This window comes from Amycolatopsis sp. Hca4 (assembly GCF_013364075.1).
Classification (GTDB): Bacteria; Actinomycetota; Actinomycetes; order Mycobacteriales; family Pseudonocardiaceae; genus Amycolatopsis.
Window position 1 is genome coordinate 4,955,320 of sequence record NZ_CP054925.1, and the last position, 17,259, is coordinate 4,972,578.

Consider the following 17,259-nt stretch of genomic DNA (forward strand, 5'->3'; position numbering starts at 1 on the left):
GTTCGGCGAAGCGTTGCCTACGCTGGTCGATACGGGGAGGGGTTACACGTCAGCCGCGCCGGAAGCCGGTCAGCACGGCCACCACCACCGAGGTCGCGCCCGCCAGCCAGCCGACCACGCGGGACAGCTCCACCGCGCGCGTCACGTGTCCTGCGTCCGGGTTGCGGCCCACGCCCAGCACCGGCAGCTCGAGGATCCCGTGCGGGTACACCGTCCGCCCGCCGACCCGGATCTCCAGTGCGCCCGCGAAGGCCGCCTCGACGCGGCCCGCGTTCGGGCTCGGGTGGGCGATCGTGTCGCGCCGCCAGGCCCGCCAGGCGCCGCCCGCCGAGCCGCCGACCACCGGGGCCGCCAGCACCGTCAACGCCGCCGCCACGCGGGTCGGCACCAGGTGGACCAGCTCGTCCGCGCGGTCCACCGCCCAGTGACCGCGGCGGCCGATCCGCGCCCGGCGCAGCAGGCTCACCGCCCGCGCTCCCAGCAGCCCCGGCACACCCGCCAGCGCGCCCCACACCAGCGGGGCCACCACCGCGTCGGACGTGTTCTCCGCGAGCGTCTCCACCGAGGCGCGGGACAGCGCGATCGCGCCGAGGCCGTCCGCCACCCGGGGGTCCAGTTCGGACAGGGTCGCCCTGGCCGGCTCGAACCGGCATTCCTCGAGGTCGCGGGCCAGTTCCGTGCCCTGCTGGGCCAGGCCGGCCGCGCCGAGGACCGCCCAGGTCGTCACCGCCGTCGCCGTGGCCTGCAGCAGCGGACGGCCCCGGCTCGCCCGCTCCAGCAGCGCGCCGCCGGCCACGGCGGCCGCCGTGACCAGGGCACCCGAGCGGGGCGGGAGCCGGCGGAACGCCGTCACGGGGAGCCGACGGCGGGCGTCGCCGAGGGCGCCGTCGGCCGCCACACCCAACACCAGTCCGATCGCGCGCGCCGCGCTCACCCGTGCCCCCCGGCCGCAGAAAACTCCAGTACCCGAGGAGGTTACTCGCCCCGGGAAGCCGCCTCGCCGCGCGTCCGGAAGTGCCCTCTTCATGGCTCCTGACCAGGGCGCACCCGGACGACGAAACCCCCGCTCACCCCCCGCTGACCAACGCGGCAATCTCCTCCCGCGCCTGGACGACGATGTCCCGCATCGCCCGCTCCGCCCGGTCCGCGGCCCCGGCCGCCACCGCCGCGGCCACCTCCGCGTGCAGCGCCACCGCCTCCGGCTGCGGCTCCGGCGGCATCAGCCCGTGCCCGGTCCGGCCGGTGAGCACCTCCGCCACGATCTCCGACAGCTGCCCGAACATCGGGTTCCGCGACGCCGTCAGCAGCTGGTCGTGAAAAGCGATGTCGAACCCGAGGAACGCCGAAAGGTCACGCGCCCGGGCCGTGCGCGCGAGCCGCTCCGCCAGCGCACCCAGGCGCCCGCGCTCCTCCGGCGTCGCGCGCAGGGCCGCGTACCGCGCCGCGCACGGCTCGATCGCCGACCGCAGCTCGTTCAGCGTCGCCAAGGCCGCCGGGCGGGCCTGGCCGTCGAGCTGCCAGCGGATCAGCCGCGGGTCGTAGTGGTTCCACTCCGCCTGCTCCCGGACGATCACCCCGACCCGGCGCTTGCTGCTGGTCAGCCGCATCGTCTCCAGCACTCGGACGACTTCGCGCGCCACCGTCCGCGAAGCGCCGAAGCGCTCCTGCAGCTCTTCGGAGCGCAACACCGTGCCCGGCGTCAGCGCGCCGTTCGCGATCTCCGCGCCCAGCGCGTCCAGGACTTCTTCGTGCTTCACCCGGCCAACCTAACCGTCTGATTCGATTAAGTAGTACTTCATCTTGAATAAGTAGTACTTTTGAGTTTGACTCACCTGGGCACAACGAAGTGGGAGGTGCGGATGACCGTCATCGTGGTGATGGGGGTGTCAGGCTCCGGGAAGACGACGATCGGCACGGCGCTCGCCGAGGCCCTCGGCGTCGAGTACGCCGAAGCGGACACATTCCACCCGAAGGCCAACATCGACAAGATGACCGCCGGTACGCCGCTGACGGACGAAGACCGCGCGCCCTGGCTCGAAGCCATCGCGGGCTGGATCCGCGCGCACCAGGACACCGGCGGCGTGGTGACGTCGTCCGCGCTCAAGCGGCGGTACCGGGACGTCCTGCGCGGCGGCGGCGACGTCTGGTTCGCCCACCTCAGCGGCGACCGGGCCCAGCTGGCCGAGCGGATGAAGACCCGGAAGGGCCACTTCATGCCGGTGTCGCTGCTGGATTCGCAGCTCGCCGACCTCGAACCCCTCGAGCCGGACGAGTCCGGCGTCGTCCTCGACAACACCAGCGGAACTCCGGAAGAGATCACCGAAGCCGCCTTGACCGCTTTCCGGGAGCACGCGTGAACGCCGTCCTCGCCGCCGGCTGGACCGGCCACGACACCCGCCTGATCATCGCGACCGTCGTCGCGATCGCCGTCATCGTCGTGCTGATCACGAAGGTGAAGCTGCACCCGTTCCTGTCGCTGGTCCTCGGCTCGCTCGCGCTCGGGCTGGCCGCCGGGATGCCGGTCGACAAGCTGCTCAAGAGCTTCACGACCGGCGTCGGCAGCACGGTCGCGTCCGTCGGCATCCTGATCGCCCTCGGCGCGATGCTCGGCAAGCTGCTCGCCGACTCCGGCGGCGCCGACCAGATCGTCGACACCGTGCTCGGCAAGGCCCGCGGCGCCGCGCTGCCGTGGGCGATGGCACTGGTCGCCGCCCTGATCGGGCTGCCGATGTTCTTCGAGATCGGGCTCGTCATGCTGATCCCGGTGGTGCTGCTCGCGGTCAAGCGCACCGGGAAGCCGTTGATGCTGCTGGGAATTCCGGCCGTTGCCGGCCTTTCCGTGCTGCACGGCCTGGTGCCGCCGCACCCCGGCCCGCTCGCCGCGGCGGGCGCGCTGAACGCGAACGTCGGTGTCACGCTGGCGTTCGGCCTGCTCGTCGGCATCCCGACGCTGGTCATCGCGGGCCCGCTGTTCGCCCGCGTGGCGGCTCGGCTGGTCCCGGACGCGGCGCCGCCGGAGCGGCTGATCCCGGAGCGCGCGGACACGGACAAGCCGCGGCCGAGCTTCGCCGCGACGCTCACGACGGTGCTGCTGCCGGTCGTGCTCATGCTGGCGAAAGCGCTCTCGGACATCCTGCTGGCCAAGGACAGCCAGGCCCGCCGCGTACTGGACTTCGTCGGCGACCCGCTGATCGCGCTGCTGGCGGCGGTGCTGGTGGGGATGGTGCTGCTGGGCCGCCCGGCCGGCCTCGACCGCGCCCGGCTGTCCACTGTGGTCGGTGACTCGCTCGGCCCGATCGCGGGGATCATCCTGATCGTCGGCGCGGGCGGCGGCTTCAAGCAGACCCTGGTCGACGCGGGCGTCGGCGAAGTCATCACGGGGCTGGCCAAGGACGCGAACCTCTCACCGCTGCTGCTCGGCTGGCTGGTCGCGGTGGCGATCCGCCTGGCCACCGGCTCGGCCACGGTGGCCACGGTCTCGGCGGCGGGCATCGTGGCCCCGCTGGCGGCGACGATGGACCCGTCGCACAGCGCATTGCTGGTGCTGGCGATCGGCGCCGGGTCGCTGTTCTTCTCGCACGTCAACGACGCCGGGTTCTGGCTGGTCAAGGAGTACTTCGGATTGTCGGTGGGCCAGACGCTGAAGAGCTGGTCGGTGATGGAGACGCTGATCTCCGTGGTGGCGATCGCGCTGATCCTGCCGCTGTCGCTGATCGTCTAGCCGCGGACGCCTTCGAGGTCACGATCCCGATCTACCCGTAACGCCGCCGCCCTGACCAGCGTCTTCCGGATGTTCACGACGGAAGGTGCGATCGCATGGGACTCATCCGGAAAACGCTGATGGTCGGCACGATGGGCGCCGTCCGCGGCAGCAGCAAGAAGCAGCGCGTGGCCAAGGCCCAGCTGAAGGAGCTGCGTGTCCAGACGAGACTCCAGCAGGCCCAGCTCCAGCAGCAGGCCCAGCCCGCACCGCCGTCCGCGCCGCCGCCGGGCTGGTACCCGTCGCCCACGCAGCCCGGCTCGACGCAGTGGTGGGATGGCGCGCAGTGGACGCCGTCCTTCGCGCCGGCGACGTAACCGAGTAGTGGCGGTAGCCACCACCGCCTTGGCAGATCCCGAAGGCCGTCACCCGGTGTGGGTGGCGGCCTTCTTCGCACGTTGACATGTGACCTTTTGGTCACCTATTCTCACTCACGTGCCCGACGACGACCTGGTGTTCAAGGCGCTGGCGGATCCGACCCGCCGGTTCCTGCTCGACCTGCTCTTCGAGCGTGACGGCCGCACGCTCACCGAGCTGGAGACCCAGGTGGAGATGACCCGCTTCGGCGTCATGAAACACCTGAAACTCCTCGAGGAGGCCGGGCTCGTCGTCGCCAGGAAGGAAGGCCGGGAGAAGCGGCACTTCCTCAACCCCGTCCCGATCCGCCAGATCCACGACCGGTGGATCGACAAGTACACCGAGCGCCACGTCACCGCGCTCCTCGACCTCAAGAACGAGCTGGAAGGCGAAGAACCATGACCGACACCGTGCAGGTCTACCGCGTCTACATCAAGGCGTCGCCGGAGCGCATCTGGGACGCCATCACGAAGCCCGAGTGGACGGCGAAGTACGGCTACACCGGGCTCGTCGACTTCGACCTGCGCCCGGGCGGCAAGCACCGCACGCGCCCGACGCAGGCGTTCATCGACGCCGGGATGACCGGCGATCTCGTCGACGGCGAGGTACTGGAAGTGGACCCGCCGCGGAAGCTCGTGCTCACCTGGAAGCTGCTGATGGCGCCCGGGGACGTGAGCGAGGAGCCCTACACGAAGCTCACCTACGAGATCGAGGAGTCCAAGACCGCCGGCACCCGGCTGACCGTGACCCACGACGTCACCGGCGCGCCCACGATCGCCGGGATGGTCAGTGGTTCCTTCGAGCGGCTCGACGCGCCGCCGAACGAGAACGCCGGCGGTGGCTGGGCCTGGATCCTCTCCGACCTCAAGACGCTGCTGGAGACCGGCGACACCATCGTCCCGGCGCCGTAAGGGGGTCTGGCGGAGCCCGTCCCGCGCCGCTTCGGGACGGGCTCCGCCAGGGTCTTCAGACGCGCTGGGTGGCCGCCTTCAAAGCCGCCTTCGCGGCTTCCGGAGCGCCCAGCTCGTCGAGTCCGAACAATGCCGCTCCCACCACGGGGTTCACGTCGACGACGCGGACCACCGCTTTCGGGGCGACCTTCAGGCACCGCTTCTCGATCTCCGCGATCACCGGCGCGCCGATCCCGGTCAGCACGCCGCCGCCGAGGACGATCTCCGGGGCGCCCTCGGTCAGGTCCAGCTCGCGCAGGATCACCGCCGCGAACACGCTGACCTCTTCGACGAACCGCGTCACGATGTCCTGCGCGACCTCGTCCCCCGCCGCCGCGACTTCGAACAGCAGCGGGCACAGGCCGTGGATCGACGCCGGGTCGATCTCCTCGAAGTGCAGGCCCTGCACCACGTCCAGCAGCGTCGGCTTGCCGAAGTACGCCGCCACCGCGGGCATCAGCGCGGTTCGCGGGCCGCGGCCGTCCTCGGCGCGCACGGCCCACCACAGCGCTTCCTCGCCGAGCCGGTAACCGCCGCCCCAGTCGCCGGAGATCTTGCCCAGCGCGGGAAAGCGGTGGACGCGGCCGTCGGGGCCGACGCCGGCGCCGTTGATCCCGGCGCCGCAGACGACCGCGACACCCACCCCCGCGCTGCCCGCCCGGAGCAGCGCGAGGGTGTCGTTGCCGACCGTCAGGGTGTCGCTCCACCCGCGCGCCGAGAGCGCCGCGTGCAGCGCCTCCTCCTCGCGCGGGAAGTCCAGCCCGGCCAGGTACGCCGAGGTGTGCACGGCGAACGGCTTTTCGCCCGCGCCCGGGCCCAGCGCCTCCAGCACCAGGCCCTCCAGCGCCGTGACACAGGCCGCGACGCCGATGTTCTGCGGCGACGCGCCGGGGCCTCTCGACTTGCCCAGCACCACGCCGTCTTCCGAGATCACCAGGACCTCGGTCTTGCTGTTTCCGCCGTCGATCGCGATGACAGCGGGCCTCATCCGCGCGCCCAGGGCAGGTATTCGCGGTTGATCTGGACCAGCGAATCGGCCAGCGTGTCGGCCTTGGTGTACTGGCCGACCAGCGGGTGCGCCAGCAGCGCGTCGGCCACGCGGTCGCGGCCACCCTTCAGCGCTGCCTCCAAAGCCAGGAACTCGTACGCCGTCGTCGCCGAGATCAGGCCCGAGTACTGCGGCTCGACCGCCGGTTGCGGAATCGGCGTCGCACCCTTCGAGTCCACAATGGACCGCGCCTCGATGACGGCGTCGTCCGGCAGGAAGGGGAACGTGCCGTCGTTGCGGACGTTCACCACGTGCTCCTCGGCCGGGCCGCCTGCGGTCAGCGCGTGCACCAGCTGCACGGCGGCCTCCGAGTAGTACGCCCCGCCGCGCTTCTCCAGGGACTCCGGCTTCGTGTTCTGCTCCGGGTCGAGGTAGATCTTCAGCAGCTCTTCCTCGACGTCGGACACGACGTCCGCGCGCGGCCGCTCGGTGCGCTGCTTGGTGACCTGCTCGTCGTGCGCGTAGAAGTACTTCAGGTAGTACGACGGCACGACGTTCATCCGCCGCAACCACTTCTCGGGCACGCTGACCTCGTTGGACAGGTACTCCAGGTGTTCATCGAGGAGCTCGGGCAGCCGGTCGACGCCGCCGACGAGCGCGCCGCGCTCCCAGCTCAGGTGGTTGAGCCCGGTGTGGACGAGCTTGACGTCGTCCGCGCCGACCCCGAGCAGCTTGCCGAACTGGCGCTGCAGGTTGATGGCGACGTTGCAGAGCCCGACCGCGCGGTGCCCCTCGTTGAGCAGCGCCCGCGTGACGATGCCGACCGGGTTGGTGAAGTTGACGATCCACGTGTCGTCGCCGGCGATCTTGCGGACGCGGTCGGCGATGTCGAGCACCACCGGGACCGTGCGCAGCGCCTTCGCCAGCCCGCCCGCGCCGGTCGTCTCCTGGCCGACGCAGCCGCAGACGTGCGGGAACGTCTCGTCCGAGCGCCGCGCCCGCTGCCCGCCGACGCGCAGCTGGATCAGCACCGCGGAAGCGCCGTCGACGCCTTCTTCCAGCGACTGCGTCGTCCGCACCTGCGCCGGGTGGCCGGCGTGCGACAGCAGCCGCCGGCTGAACCCGCCGACCGCCTCGACGCGGTAGGCGTCCGGGTCGACCAGCACGATCTCGTCGACGTCCAAAGTGGACCGACGGCCGGCGATCCCGTCGATCAGCTCCGGCGTGTAGGTGGACCCGCCACCGACGACTGCCAGCTTCATCCCTTGACCCCCGTGAATGTGATGCCCTTGACGAACGACTTCTGCGCGAACACGAACAGCACGATCACCGGCGCCATGATCAGCGCGGTCGCCGCCATCGTCATGTTCCACTCCACGTGGTGCATGCCGCGGAAGGACGCGATGGCCAGCGAAAGCGGCCAGTGGTCCTGGTTCTCGCCGGTGTAGAGCAGCGGCCCGAAGTAGTCGTTCCAGGTGAACAGGAAGCAGAACATGGCGGTGGCCGCGATCCCGGGTTTGGCCATCGGGATCAGCACGCGGTACATCGCCTGGAACTCGTTGCAGCCGTCGATCTTCGCCGCTTCGAGGTAGTCCTTCGGAATCGTCAGGAAGAACTGCCGGAGCAGGAAGATCGAGAACGCGTCGAAGAAGAAGTACGGCACGATCAGCGGCACCAGCGTGCCGGTGAGGCCCAGCCGGACCCACAGGTCGTACAGCGGCACGACGGTGACCTGCGGCGGCAGCAGCATCGCCGCCACAGTCAGCATGAAGAACAGGTTCTGCCCGCGCCACTTGAGCTTCGACAGCGCGTACGCGGCCGGGATCGCCGAAAGCAGCGCGCCGACCGTGGCCAGCGCCGAATACAGCAGGCTGTTGCCGAAGTATTCGAGCAGCGGCGCCTTCTGGAACACCTTGACGAAGTTCTCGAAGTGCCATTCGGTCGGCCACAGGCTCGCCGTCATCGCCTGGTCGCTCTTCATCACCGCGGTGAGGAAGACGAACAGCAGCGGCAGCATGAAGATCACGCCGAGCGCGATGCCGACCGAATGCAGCGCGATGAACGACAGCCGCTTGTCCCAGTTCCGCTTGAACCGCACCTTCGGCGGTACGCCCGCAGCCTTCTGCGGCGCTTCGGCCACCGCGGTCATGCCCCCTCCTCCTGGTGCTGGGACTTCCTGAGCTGCCTCACGAGGATCCAGGTGAAGCCCGAGGAAACGATGAACAGCAGCACCGCCATCGCGGCCGCGTAGCCCATGTTGAAGTAGCGGAAACCCTGGACGTACAGCCAAATCGGGTAGGTCAGCGTCGAGTTCTGCGGTGCCCCGATGAGCTTCGAGTTGCCGGCGACGTCCGCGGTGCCGGCGCTCGCCGAGGCCGCCACGATCGCCTGGGTGAAGAACTGCAGGGCGTAGATGATCGAGTTGACCACGCCGAACAGCAGCACCGGCGAGATCGACGGCAGCGTGACGTGCCAGAACCGGCGGACCGGCCCGGCGCCGTCCAGCTCGGCGGCTTCGTACTGCTCGGCCGGGACGTCCAGCAGCGCGGCCAGGATGATGATCATCAGCTCGCCGGAGCCCCACAGCGCCAGCAGCGTCAGCGCGGGCTTGGACATGGCCGGGCTGTTGAACCAGAGACCGCCGTCGATGCCGACGAGCCGCAGGAACCGGTTGACCGGGCCGAACTCCGGGTTGAACACGAAGACGAACGCCAGCGTGGCCGCCGCGGGCGGGGCGAGGGTCGGCAGGTAGCAGAGCGTCCGGACCAGGCCGACGCCCGACTTCAGCCGCGAAATCACCGACGCGATGCCGAGGGAGAACACCACGCGGCAGACCGTCAGCACGACCACCAGCCACAGCGTGTTGTACGCGGCCGTGCCCACCAGCGGCTCGCTGGTGAACATCCGGACGTAGTTGTCGAAGCCGATGAACTGCGGCGGGTTGATCAGGTCGTAGCGGGTGAAGGAGTAGTAGACCGTGGCGATCAGCGGGTAGCCGAAGAAGATGAGGAACCCGAGGAACGCCGGGGCCATGAAGAACAGCACGGTCCGGCGGCGCTTGGCCCGGCGGGCCCCCGCCCGCACCTTGGCCGGTGCGGACGGGGAACCGTCGGTCTTGGCGACGAGCGTGGTCATCCGCCCGCGCCCTTCTGCTTCAGCTCGTCGTTGATCTGCGCGTCGACCTTCTGCAGGCCCGCGGTCAGATCGGGGATCGAGCCGGCCTGCCACTTCTCGGCGAAGTCGTTGACCGCCTTGAGGTGCGCGTCACCGATCGGCGTGGTCTGGTTCGAGACGAGCTTGCCGCTGTCGTACATGTCGAGGAACGTCTTGAACTGCGGCTGCAGGTCGAGGCGCGGCGACGTCAGCGAGGCCTTCGTGCTGGGCACGTTCTTCAGGCCGTTGGCCATGTCCACCAGGGTGTCGGTGTCCAGCGTGACCTGCTTGATCAGCTCCCACGCGGCGCCGGGGTTCTTGGCGCCCTTGGGGATGGCGATGATCGTGCCGGTGGTGAAGGCACTTCCGTATTTGTCCGCCATGGTGGTGAGCACCGGGGCGGGCGCAGTGGCGTAGTTCAAGGTCGGCGCCTGGTCCTTGATGAACGCGGTGCGGAACTCACCGTCGTAGATCATCGCCAGCTTGCCCTTCTGGAAGCCGTTGTCGGCGGAGTACTCGTCACCGAGACCGGCCTTGAACTTCTCGACCTTGTCGTGGCCACCGAGCGCGTCGATCAGCTTCTGCTGGAACTCGAACATCGCCTTCCAGCCGGGGTTGGTGGCGAGGTCCGACTTGCCGTCCGGGCCGAGGAACGGCGCGCCGAAGTTCGGCGCCCAGTACTGGGCCTGGTTGGCGTAGAACGGCATCGACGGCAGGAAGCCGGCGACCTTGATCGAGCCGTCCGCGTTGTACTCGGTCAGCTTTTTGGCGTCCTCGAGCAGCTCGTCCGTGGTCTTCGGCGGCGAGGTGACCCCCTTCGCCGCGAACATGTCCTTGTTGTAGTAGAAGCCGTAGACGTCGGCGAGCATCGGCATCGCGCACCGCTTGCCCTGGTACTCCGTGTAATTGCGGACCGCTTCGGGGATTTGGTTCAGGTCGATCTTGTCGCGGTCGATGTAGGGCTTGAGGTCCTGGAAGCTGCCGGTGGAGCACCAGGCACCCAGGTTGTCGGTGTAGAAGGAGATGGCGACGTCCGGTGGATTGCCGCCGCGGATCGACTGGGTGAGCTTGTCGTCGTCCTGGTTGCCCTCGTGCTTGATCTCGATGTTCGGGTACTTCGCCTTGAGCTTGTTCAGGCCCGCGGTGACCACGCCGTACTCGCGGTCGGTGAACTTGGAGTACACGGTGATCGTGAGCTTGTCGTCCTTGCCGGGCGCGGCGGCCGTGTCACCCCCGCTCGGGGCGGCGGCGCCGGAACAGGCGCTGGTCAGCAGGACGGACGCCGCGGCGGCGGCCACCAGCAAGGCGCCACGGCGGGTCCGGGTGGTCGGGGGCATGGCCCTCCTCCTCATCGGTTGGGCTACTGGAGTCGTGAACGGGTGCTGTCGCCCTCGGGCCGGCGCGACCCGAGGAGCGTGGGGGTGACGACGCCGAAGACGTCCTCACGGGTGGTGGCGAGCGCCGACTGCAGCGCGCCCGCGCGCACGGCGTTGCCCTGCACGGAAGCGCAGCCGACGGGCGTGCGCGGCAGGACGAGTTCGTGCAGCTTCTCCTGCACGAGCGCGGCGAACTCTTCGCCGCCGGCCCGGCTGGTGTCGCCGCAGAGGAGCACGAGCTGGGGATCGGCGACGGCGACGAGGTTGGCGACGCCCCCGGCGACCCTTCTGGCGAGATCGTCGAGGAAGGGGTGGCCTTTCCCGGCTTTCTCCACTGCTTCCCAGGCGGTTCCGGCCTCGATGCCGTGCGCGGCGGCGAGCCGGCAGATGGCGGGCGAGTCGACCAGGTTGCCGAACCGGGCGCCGGCCTCGGGCCAGACGTCCCCGGTGTCCACGGTGGCCGGATCGGGCACCCGCATCCAGTCGATCTCGCCGCCACCGCCGGTGGCGCCGCGCAGGAGCCGCCGCCCGATGACGACGGCACCGCCGACGCCTTCGGACAGCCAGACCATGACGAAGTCGTCGACGTCCTGCGCCATCCCGACGGTCATCTCTTCGACGGCGACCAGGTTGACGTCGTTTTCGATGAGGACGTCGACGCCGAGCTCGTCGCTGAGCTTCTGCGGGACGTCGAAGCCCAGCCAGCCGGGGATGTGCGGGGCGGAGGAGAGCAGGCCGGTGCGCGGATCGAACGCCCCCTGCGCGCCGATCACCACGTGGGCCAGGTCTTCCCTCCGGATGCCGGCTTCTTCGGCGACCCTCTGGAGTGCTTCGCCGAAGGTCCCGACGACGTCGGCCCCGGCGTGCACGGGCAGCGGGGTCCGGTACTCGGCGAGCACGACCCCGGCGACATCGGCCACGACGAAATCGGCCAGATGAGGCGTGAGATCGACGGCGGCGACGAAGGCGAGGCCGCCGTTGGCCGCCCAGAGCTGGGCCCGAGGCCCCCGGCCGCCGCCCCGCACGCCGGCTTTCGTGACGAGGTTGTCCTGCTCGAGCCGGGTGAGCAGCTGGGCGGTGGCGGGCTTGGAGAGCCCGATGGCGAGCTCGAGTTCGGCCCGCGTGAGCGGCCCCTCCCGCAGGAGGACCTCGATGGCGGCGCGATCGTTGATCTCGCGCAGCATCCGCGGGCTACCGGCTCGCACTCGTCCCTCCGGACTTAATTAGGATACTTTACAGACGGTTTCCGGGGACTGTAGTGAGCCGGGGCACAGCCGTCAACGGTCTGGTGAAACGAGCAGGTAACGCCTTCGGTCCCGCTGGGCCACCTGGCGGAAACGTGCACGGGGCGCAACAGAAACGGCCCCGGCGGGTAGCCGGGGCCGTTTTGTGGTCGCGCTCTGTGGCGGGTGGTTACTCCTCCGCGTCCGCCCAGGCCTTCAGCATCACGCGGGCGATCGACGAGTTGCCCGGCAGGATGATCTCCGCCGCCCCATCGGCGATCGGCGTCGGCCGCGACCCCGACCCCCGGTCCGCGCTGTTCTCGAACGCCGCGCGCACCTCAGCCCGCGACACCCACAACGCCTCTTCGATCTCTCCGTCCGCCGGCACCAACGGCAGCGATCGGTCCGCCCGGGCCGTGAACCCCAGCATGATCGACCTCGGGAACGGCCACGGCTGGCTCCCCAGGTACCGCACGTCGGACACCGCGGCACCGACCTCTTCGCGGATCTCCCGGACCACGCAGGCCTCCAGGGACTCCCCCGCCTCGACGAACCCCGCCAGGACCGAATACCGCCCCGCCGGCCAGATCGGCTGGCGGGCCAGCAGGACGTGCGAGCCGTTGGTTCCCTCGTACGAGTGCACCAGGCAGATCACCGCCGGGTCCGTGCGCGGGTACTCCTCGCGGCCGTCGTTCGTGCACCTGCTCGCCCAGCCGAACTGGATCAGCTCCGTCGGGCTTCCGCACCTCGTGCAGAACTTCGCCTGGCGGCGCCAGAAGCGCAATGCCTGCGCCGTCGTGAACAGGCCGGCCGACGTGTCGTCCAGGAGGTCCCCGTAGCCGCGCAGCTCGACCCAGACCTCGCCGTCCGCTCGCGGGACCTCCTCGACGAAACCCCAGCTCCCGGCCATCTTCACGGTGTCGGCCGAGCCCGACGGGCCGCCCGGCAGTGACCAGTAGTCGACGTCCTGCCACTCGCCGAGGAACACCGCGTCTTCCGGGGGCGCCGAGCCGAAGTCGATCGCCTTGCGGAACGCCAGGGTCGACGCGCCCTCGGCCACCGGGGTGCGCCCGGCGTCGTCCAGGAGGACGACCCGGGCGTCAGGCCAGCGGGCGATCAGCCGCGAAGGGTTGGTGCGCAAGCCTTCCTGGCGGTCCACTGTGGACCGGGACAGGGTCGGCAGGGCACCGAGGGTGAACGGGACGGACATCAGGCCGGCTCGCCAACGACGACGTCGCCGAGCGCCAGGAGTTTGCGCTCCAGCACCGTCGCGTCGCCGACCACCACGCCCGTGAACCGCTTGGGCGCGAAGTACTTCAGCGCCGCCTCCGCCACGTCCTCAGCGGTCACCGCGGCCACGCGCGCCGGGTGCTCGTTCAGCCACTCCAGGCCCAGCCCGGTCGAGGCCAGCGCCAGCACCTGCCCGGCCAGCCCGGACTGCGACGACGTCGACGTCAGCAGCGAACCGATCGCGTACTGCCGCACCGACTCCAGCTCGTCGCCGGACGGCGGGACCTGGCCGAGGCGGCCCAGCTCGTAGCGGGTCTCCAGCAGCGCCGGGGCCGTCGCGTCGGTCGCGGTGTCCGCGTCGACGTTGACCACCGCCGTGCCGTCGGTGAACTCGAAGCCGGAGTGCGCGGAGTAGGTGTACCCCTTGTTCTCGCGGATGTTCTCCACCAGCCGCGACGAGAAGTACCCGCCGTAGGCCAGGTTCGCCAGCTGCAGTGCCGCGTAACCCGGGTCGGTGCGCGGGATCGTCTGCGCCGAGAGCCGGATCTGCGACTGCACCGCACCCGCGCGTGGCACCAGCAGCACGCTCGGCCCGGTCAGGTCCGGCAGCGGCGGCAGCCGCACGGCGGAGCGGTCCGACGCCCAGCCGCCGAGCACCTTCTCCAGCTCCCCGATGACGCCGTCCGGGTCGAGGTCGCCGACCAGCACCATGACCGAACCGCGCGGCAGCACCGACGCCTGGTGCAGCGCTCGCACCTGCTCCGGCGTCACGACCGCGACGTCTTCGGCACGCGGGACCTCGCGCGTGGCCGGGTGGTCGCCGTAGCGGTGCTTCTGCAGGGCCTCCCGCGCGATCGTGCGCGGCTGGGTGCGCGAGACGGCGATCCGCTCGACCAGCCGCTCCTTCTCGCGCGCGATCTCCTCGTCGGCGTAGGTCGCCCCGGTGAGGACGTCGCCGAGGACGTCGAGGAACGTCGGCAGCTTGTCGGCCAGCGCGGACCCGGTGAGCACCAGGCGCTCCGGGTCGACGCCGGCGCCGATGTCGCCGCCGATCAAGGCCAGCTCGGCGTCGATCTCGATGCGGTTGCGCCGCGCCGTCCCGGTCAGGATCGTCTCGGCGAGCACCTCGGCCGTGGCCGGGTGCAGGGCGTCGTCGCCCGCGAACGGGATCCACAGCCGGGCCTCGACCAGCGGCACGGTCGCCTTGCGCACGGCCAGCACGCGCAGGCCGTTCGCCAGCGTCGTGTCCACATGGGACAGGTCGGCGGCGGCCCGCTGCTCCCCGAGGGGCGGCAGCGGCCGCGGTCCCCGCGCGGTGCGGCCGATCTCCTCGGCGCTGCGGTGCGTTGCTGAAGTCACTGCTCGTTGTTCCCTTCCGAAGCGGGCTTGACCACCAGCACGGCGCGCGCGTCCGGGCGCAGCGCCTTCGCCGCCGCCGACACGGCCTCCGCGGTGACGGCGGACATCCGGTCCGCGAGCCGGTACACCAGCGACGCGTCGCCGTAGAGCAGTTCGAACGAGCCGAGGGCCAGGGTCCGCGACACCAGCCTGTCGTGCTCGGAGTGCAGGCTCGCCGTCCAGCGGGCGGTGACCTTGCGCAGCTCCTCCTCGCTCGGCGGGGTCTCGGCGAGCTTCTCGAGCTCGTCGTCCAGCGCGGCGAGCACGCGCTCGCGGGGCACCTCGTGCGGGTGGATCAGGGTGATGGTGAACGTGTCCGGGTCACGTGCCTCGAACGGGCCGAACAGCCCGGCGCCCGCCCCGATGTCGACGACCAGGGGCTCCTTGTGCACCAGCCGCTGCTGCAGGCGGGAGCCGTCACCGTCGGTGAGCACGCCGGCCAGGACCAGGTAGGCCAGGTAGCTGTCGACGTCGTTGATCGGGTCCGGCATCCGGTAGCCGATGCCCAGCGCGGGCAGCGGGGCGTGCGCGTCCTCGACCTCGCCGCGCAGCTCGGTGGTCGGCAGCGGCTCGGCGAACGACGGCCGCTCCGGCGCCGGCCGGTGCGGGACGTCGCCGAAGTGCTCCTCGATCAGCTTCTTGGCGTTGTCCACCTCGAAGTCACCCGCCACCGTGAGCACGGCGTTCGCCGGCGAGTAGTAGGTGTCGAAAAACGCCGCGCAGTCGTCGACCGTGGCGCTTTCGAGGTCCTCGAAGCCGCCGTAGCCGTTGTGGGCGTTGGGGAACGTCGAGTACAGCACCGGCGGCAGGGTGATCCACGGGAACCCGCCGTAGGGCCGGTTCAGCACGTTGAGCCGGATCTCCTCCTTGACGACGTCGATCTGGTTCGCGAGGTTCTCCGCGGTCAGCTTGGGCGCGCGCATGCGGTCGGCCTCGAGGAACAGCGCCCGCTCCAGCGCGGCGCTCGGGAGCACCTCGAAGTAGTCGGTGTAGTCCGGGTGGGTGGACCCGTTGAAGGTCCCGCCGCTGGACTGCACGTGCCGGAAGTGCGCGAGTTTCTCCAGGCTCTCCGAGCCCTGGAACATCAGGTGCTCGAAGAGGTGCGCGAAACCGGTGCGCCCCTCCGGCTCGGAGCGGAAACCCACGTCGTAGTGCACGCTGACGCCGACCACCGGCGCGGTCGCGTCGGGGGCGAGAACCACCCGCAGACCGTTGTCGAGGGTGTATCGGACGAGCTCGGGATCGGCCATGGCCCCACCCTACGACGGCGAGGCGGTGCTCTGCGTCCCGACTGGCTGCTGAGAAGGGGTGTCACCGGCCGCGCCGTCGAGCAGGCGGCCGCGGCGGGCGGCGGCGAACGTCCCCGCCAACCCGGCCGCGAAGGATCCGGCCTGGTCAGGGGTGATGTCGCCGGCGTGCCAGTAGACCCGCGGCGGGTGCTTCAGGCCGTCGAACCCGGCCACCCAGGAGGCCAGTTCGCCCAGAGCGAGCGCGTACGGCAGGCCGCGGGAGAAGACCAGCTCGCGCTGCGGCTTGTCGAAGTCCTTCGCCCGGACCGCGGCGACGCCGCGGAGCCGGCGGGCGACCTCGGCGCCCGCTCGCCGCCGCGCGGGCAGGGCGGCCGAAGCGGCGACGGCGGCGACCCCCGCCAGCGCGAGGATCAGGCCGAGCTGGGCGTACCCGACGGTCAGGGCCAGCAGGGCGGTGAGGAAGACGCCGTAGCAGGCGATCCGGATCCCGGCCCGGCGAAGCCGCCGCGTCCCGAACCAGCCCCGCCGGACGAGGTCGGCCTCCAGCTCGGCGCGGGGGATTTCGACGCGTCGCTGCCGCAGTTCGGCGAGCGTCACCGTGTCGTCCGGCAGGACGGCTTCGAAGACAGCACGTTCGAAGGGCGACAGGTGCTCGTCGGCGGGGTTGCGGCGGGTCAGCCGGGTCCCGTCCTCGCTCACCCAGAGGTAGTTGCGGACGGTGAGGTCGAGCACGGTCGCGGCCAGGTCGAGCGGCCCGGCCCGGCCGCGCAGGAGGACCCCGGTGTGGCCGGGCAGCACCCCGGCCGGGGACGCGAACCCGCCGTTCGCGGCGAGCAGGCTCACCTCGTCCGGTTCGCCTGCGCGGGAGTCACGACGGCGGGCCGCTCCCACCAGCGCGGCCGCGATCAGGAGCAGCGCGCCGAAGGCGACCCAGGCCCAGCCGACCGGGGCGGTGAGCACGAACGCCCCGGCGATCGTCGTCGCCGGGACCAGGACCTCGTCGGCGGGCACGGTGCCCGCCGGCAGCTCGACGGTCGCCGTCATCCGCTGCCCCGCGGCGAGGTTCTGCTGGCTGAAGCGGGTCAGCCCGGCGTGGTCGATCTGCGCGGCCGCGCAGGGGAAGTCGCCGGCGGTGCAGTCGACCGCGGTGGGGATCTTCGGCGCGGCGAAGGAGGCGCGGAGGAACTTCAGCCCGGCGCTCCAGCCACCGGCCAGCTCCCAGGTGACCCGGTCGCCGGCCACCGCACCGTCCACTGTGTACCGGACGACCGAGGTGCCCGCGGTGAGGTGCACGGCGAACACGTCGTCGTCGACGCTCGCCGTCCCGCGGCCTTCGAGGACGACGTCCCGGACGCCGTAGACGCGGTCGCGGTGGTGGGCCGCGGGGACGCGCAGCGCGACCCGGCGGTCCATGGTGAGGCCGTCGGGGACCGAGATCGCCTCGACGACCGACAGCGAGCCGTCGCGCTCGACCTTCAGCTGGATCTCCGCGCTCTGCGGCACCGTGGGCAGGGGCGGCTGGTCCGCGGGGCCGGCGGCCAGGGCGAGCGCCAGCAGCGCCCCGGCGAGCACGG

At 71.0% G+C, this 17,259-nt stretch carries 17 protein-coding genes; 5 read left to right on the top strand and 12 right to left on the bottom strand.

Translation table 11 applies throughout. The features are described 5' to 3' along the window. Nucleotides 1-49 precede the first annotated feature (49 nt). Together HUT10_RS21550 and HUT10_RS21555 are read right to left on the bottom strand one after the other, a co-directional pair. Nucleotides 50-934, bottom strand: a complete 885-nt coding sequence (locus HUT10_RS21550; protein WP_176172882.1) for a cobalamin biosynthesis protein — start codon at nt 932-934, stop codon at nt 50-52. 133 nt (nt 935-1,067) lie between these two features. Further along, nucleotides 1,068-1,757, bottom strand: coding sequence for a FadR/GntR family transcriptional regulator (locus tag HUT10_RS21555; RefSeq protein WP_176172883.1), 690 nt, complete (start codon nt 1,755-1,757; stop codon nt 1,068-1,070). 102 nt (nt 1,758-1,859) lie between these two features. Between HUT10_RS21555 and HUT10_RS21560 the strand changes: the two genes are divergently transcribed. From HUT10_RS21560 to HUT10_RS21580, 5 genes are all read left to right on the top strand, one after another. Continuing rightward, entirely contained in the window at nt 1,860-2,357 is a 498-nt protein-coding gene (locus HUT10_RS21560; protein WP_176172884.1) for a gluconokinase, read from the top strand. Next, complete coding sequence (locus tag HUT10_RS21565) at nt 2,354-3,721, top strand: gluconate:H+ symporter (RefSeq protein ID WP_176172885.1); 1,368 nt, start codon at nt 2,354-2,356, stop codon at nt 3,719-3,721. Before HUT10_RS21560 ends, HUT10_RS21565 begins: the two co-directional genes overlap by 4 nt. A gap of 95 nt (nt 3,722-3,816) precedes the next feature. Beyond that, nucleotides 3,817-4,077: a DUF2510 domain-containing protein gene (locus HUT10_RS21570; RefSeq protein WP_176172886.1), complete on the top strand. Its 261-nt coding sequence runs from the start codon at nt 3,817-3,819 to the stop codon at nt 4,075-4,077. Between the two features lie 118 nt (nt 4,078-4,195). Then, nucleotides 4,196-4,519, top strand: a complete 324-nt coding sequence (locus HUT10_RS21575; protein WP_003092533.1) for a helix-turn-helix transcriptional regulator — start codon at nt 4,196-4,198, stop codon at nt 4,517-4,519. Beyond that, the gene (locus tag HUT10_RS21580; protein ID WP_176172887.1) at nt 4,516-5,028 is read left to right on the top strand and encodes an SRPBCC domain-containing protein; all 513 of its coding nucleotides are present in this window, start codon (nt 4,516-4,518) and stop codon (nt 5,026-5,028) included. Before HUT10_RS21575 ends, HUT10_RS21580 begins: the two co-directional genes overlap by 4 nt. 55 nt (nt 5,029-5,083) lie before the next feature. On the opposite strand, the gene HUT10_RS21585 is transcribed toward HUT10_RS21580, so the two are convergent. The 10 genes from HUT10_RS21585 to HUT10_RS21630 all read right to left on the bottom strand — a co-directional run bounded on the left by HUT10_RS21585 (nt 5,084) and on the right by HUT10_RS21630 (nt 17,257). After that, a complete protein-coding gene (locus tag HUT10_RS21585) occupies nt 5,084-6,055 on the bottom strand; it encodes an N-acetylglucosamine kinase (protein ID WP_176172888.1) in 972 nt (323 codons plus the stop codon). Beyond that, complete coding sequence (locus HUT10_RS21590; RefSeq protein ID WP_176172889.1) at nt 6,052-7,317, bottom strand: 6-phospho-beta-glucosidase; 1,266 nt, start codon at nt 7,315-7,317, stop codon at nt 6,052-6,054. Before HUT10_RS21590 ends, HUT10_RS21585 begins: the two co-directional genes overlap by 4 nt. Then, nucleotides 7,314-8,204, bottom strand: a complete 891-nt coding sequence (locus HUT10_RS21595; RefSeq protein ID WP_176172890.1) for a carbohydrate ABC transporter permease — start codon at nt 8,202-8,204, stop codon at nt 7,314-7,316. The genes HUT10_RS21590 and HUT10_RS21595 overlap by 4 nt, the downstream gene beginning before the upstream one ends. Continuing rightward, nucleotides 8,201-9,190, bottom strand: a complete 990-nt coding sequence (locus HUT10_RS21600) for a carbohydrate ABC transporter permease (protein WP_176172891.1) — start codon at nt 9,188-9,190, stop codon at nt 8,201-8,203. Before HUT10_RS21600 ends, HUT10_RS21595 begins: the two co-directional genes overlap by 4 nt. Then, nucleotides 9,187-10,545, bottom strand: coding sequence for an extracellular solute-binding protein (locus tag HUT10_RS21605; RefSeq protein ID WP_176172892.1), 1,359 nt, complete (start codon nt 10,543-10,545; stop codon nt 9,187-9,189). Before HUT10_RS21605 ends, HUT10_RS21600 begins: the two co-directional genes overlap by 4 nt. Nucleotides 10,546-10,568: 23 nt before the next feature. Further along, complete coding sequence (locus HUT10_RS21610; protein WP_176177931.1) at nt 10,569-11,768, bottom strand: ROK family transcriptional regulator; 1,200 nt, start codon at nt 11,766-11,768, stop codon at nt 10,569-10,571. A 229-nt stretch (nt 11,769-11,997) separates the two neighbouring features. Then, nucleotides 11,998-13,017, bottom strand: coding sequence for an NAD(+) diphosphatase (nudC, locus tag HUT10_RS21615; RefSeq protein WP_176172893.1), 1,020 nt, complete (start codon nt 13,015-13,017; stop codon nt 11,998-12,000). Beyond that, complete coding sequence (locus HUT10_RS21620; protein WP_176172894.1) at nt 13,017-14,396, bottom strand: pitrilysin family protein; 1,380 nt, start codon at nt 14,394-14,396, stop codon at nt 13,017-13,019. Before HUT10_RS21620 ends, nudC begins: the two co-directional genes overlap by 1 nt. Then, nucleotides 14,393-15,685, bottom strand: coding sequence for a pitrilysin family protein (locus tag HUT10_RS21625; RefSeq protein WP_176172895.1), 1,293 nt, complete (start codon nt 15,683-15,685; stop codon nt 14,393-14,395). The genes HUT10_RS21620 and HUT10_RS21625 overlap by 4 nt, the downstream gene beginning before the upstream one ends. Nucleotides 15,686-15,694: 9 nt before the next feature. Then, nucleotides 15,695-17,257 (bottom strand): DUF2207 domain-containing protein, encoded by a 1,563-nt coding sequence (locus HUT10_RS21630; RefSeq protein WP_176172896.1) that lies wholly within the window; start codon nt 17,255-17,257, stop codon nt 15,695-15,697. Nucleotides 17,258-17,259: the final 2 nt, after the last annotated feature.

Excerpts from the sequence above, each read along its gene's own strand:
- nudC (WP_176172893.1), bottom strand. The coding sequence starts at position 13,017 with ATGTCCGTCCCGTTCACCCTCGGTGCCCTGCCGACCCTGTCCCGGTCC.
- HUT10_RS21580 (WP_176172887.1), top strand. The coding sequence starts at position 4,516 with ATGACCGACACCGTGCAGGTCTACCGCGTCTACATCAAGGCGTCGCCG.
- HUT10_RS21585 (WP_176172888.1), bottom strand. The coding sequence starts at position 6,055 with ATGAGGCCCGCTGTCATCGCGATCGACGGCGGAAACAGCAAGACCGAG.
- HUT10_RS21605 (WP_176172892.1), bottom strand. The coding sequence starts at position 10,545 with ATGCCCCCGACCACCCGGACCCGCCGTGGCGCCTTGCTGGTGGCCGCC.
- HUT10_RS21595 (WP_176172890.1), bottom strand. The coding sequence starts at position 8,204 with ATGACCGCGGTGGCCGAAGCGCCGCAGAAGGCTGCGGGCGTACCGCCG.
- HUT10_RS21625 (WP_176172895.1), bottom strand. The coding sequence starts at position 15,685 with ATGGCCGATCCCGAGCTCGTCCGATACACCCTCGACAACGGTCTGCGG.
- HUT10_RS21610 (WP_176177931.1), bottom strand. The coding sequence starts at position 11,768 with ATGCTGCGCGAGATCAACGATCGCGCCGCCATCGAGGTCCTCCTGCGG.
- HUT10_RS21570 (WP_176172886.1), top strand. The coding sequence starts at position 3,817 with ATGGGACTCATCCGGAAAACGCTGATGGTCGGCACGATGGGCGCCGTC.
- HUT10_RS21560 (WP_176172884.1), top strand. The coding sequence starts at position 1,860 with ATGACCGTCATCGTGGTGATGGGGGTGTCAGGCTCCGGGAAGACGACG.
- HUT10_RS21590 (WP_176172889.1), bottom strand. The coding sequence starts at position 7,317 with ATGAAGCTGGCAGTCGTCGGTGGCGGGTCCACCTACACGCCGGAGCTG.
- HUT10_RS21600 (WP_176172891.1), bottom strand. The coding sequence starts at position 9,190 with ATGACCACGCTCGTCGCCAAGACCGACGGTTCCCCGTCCGCACCGGCC.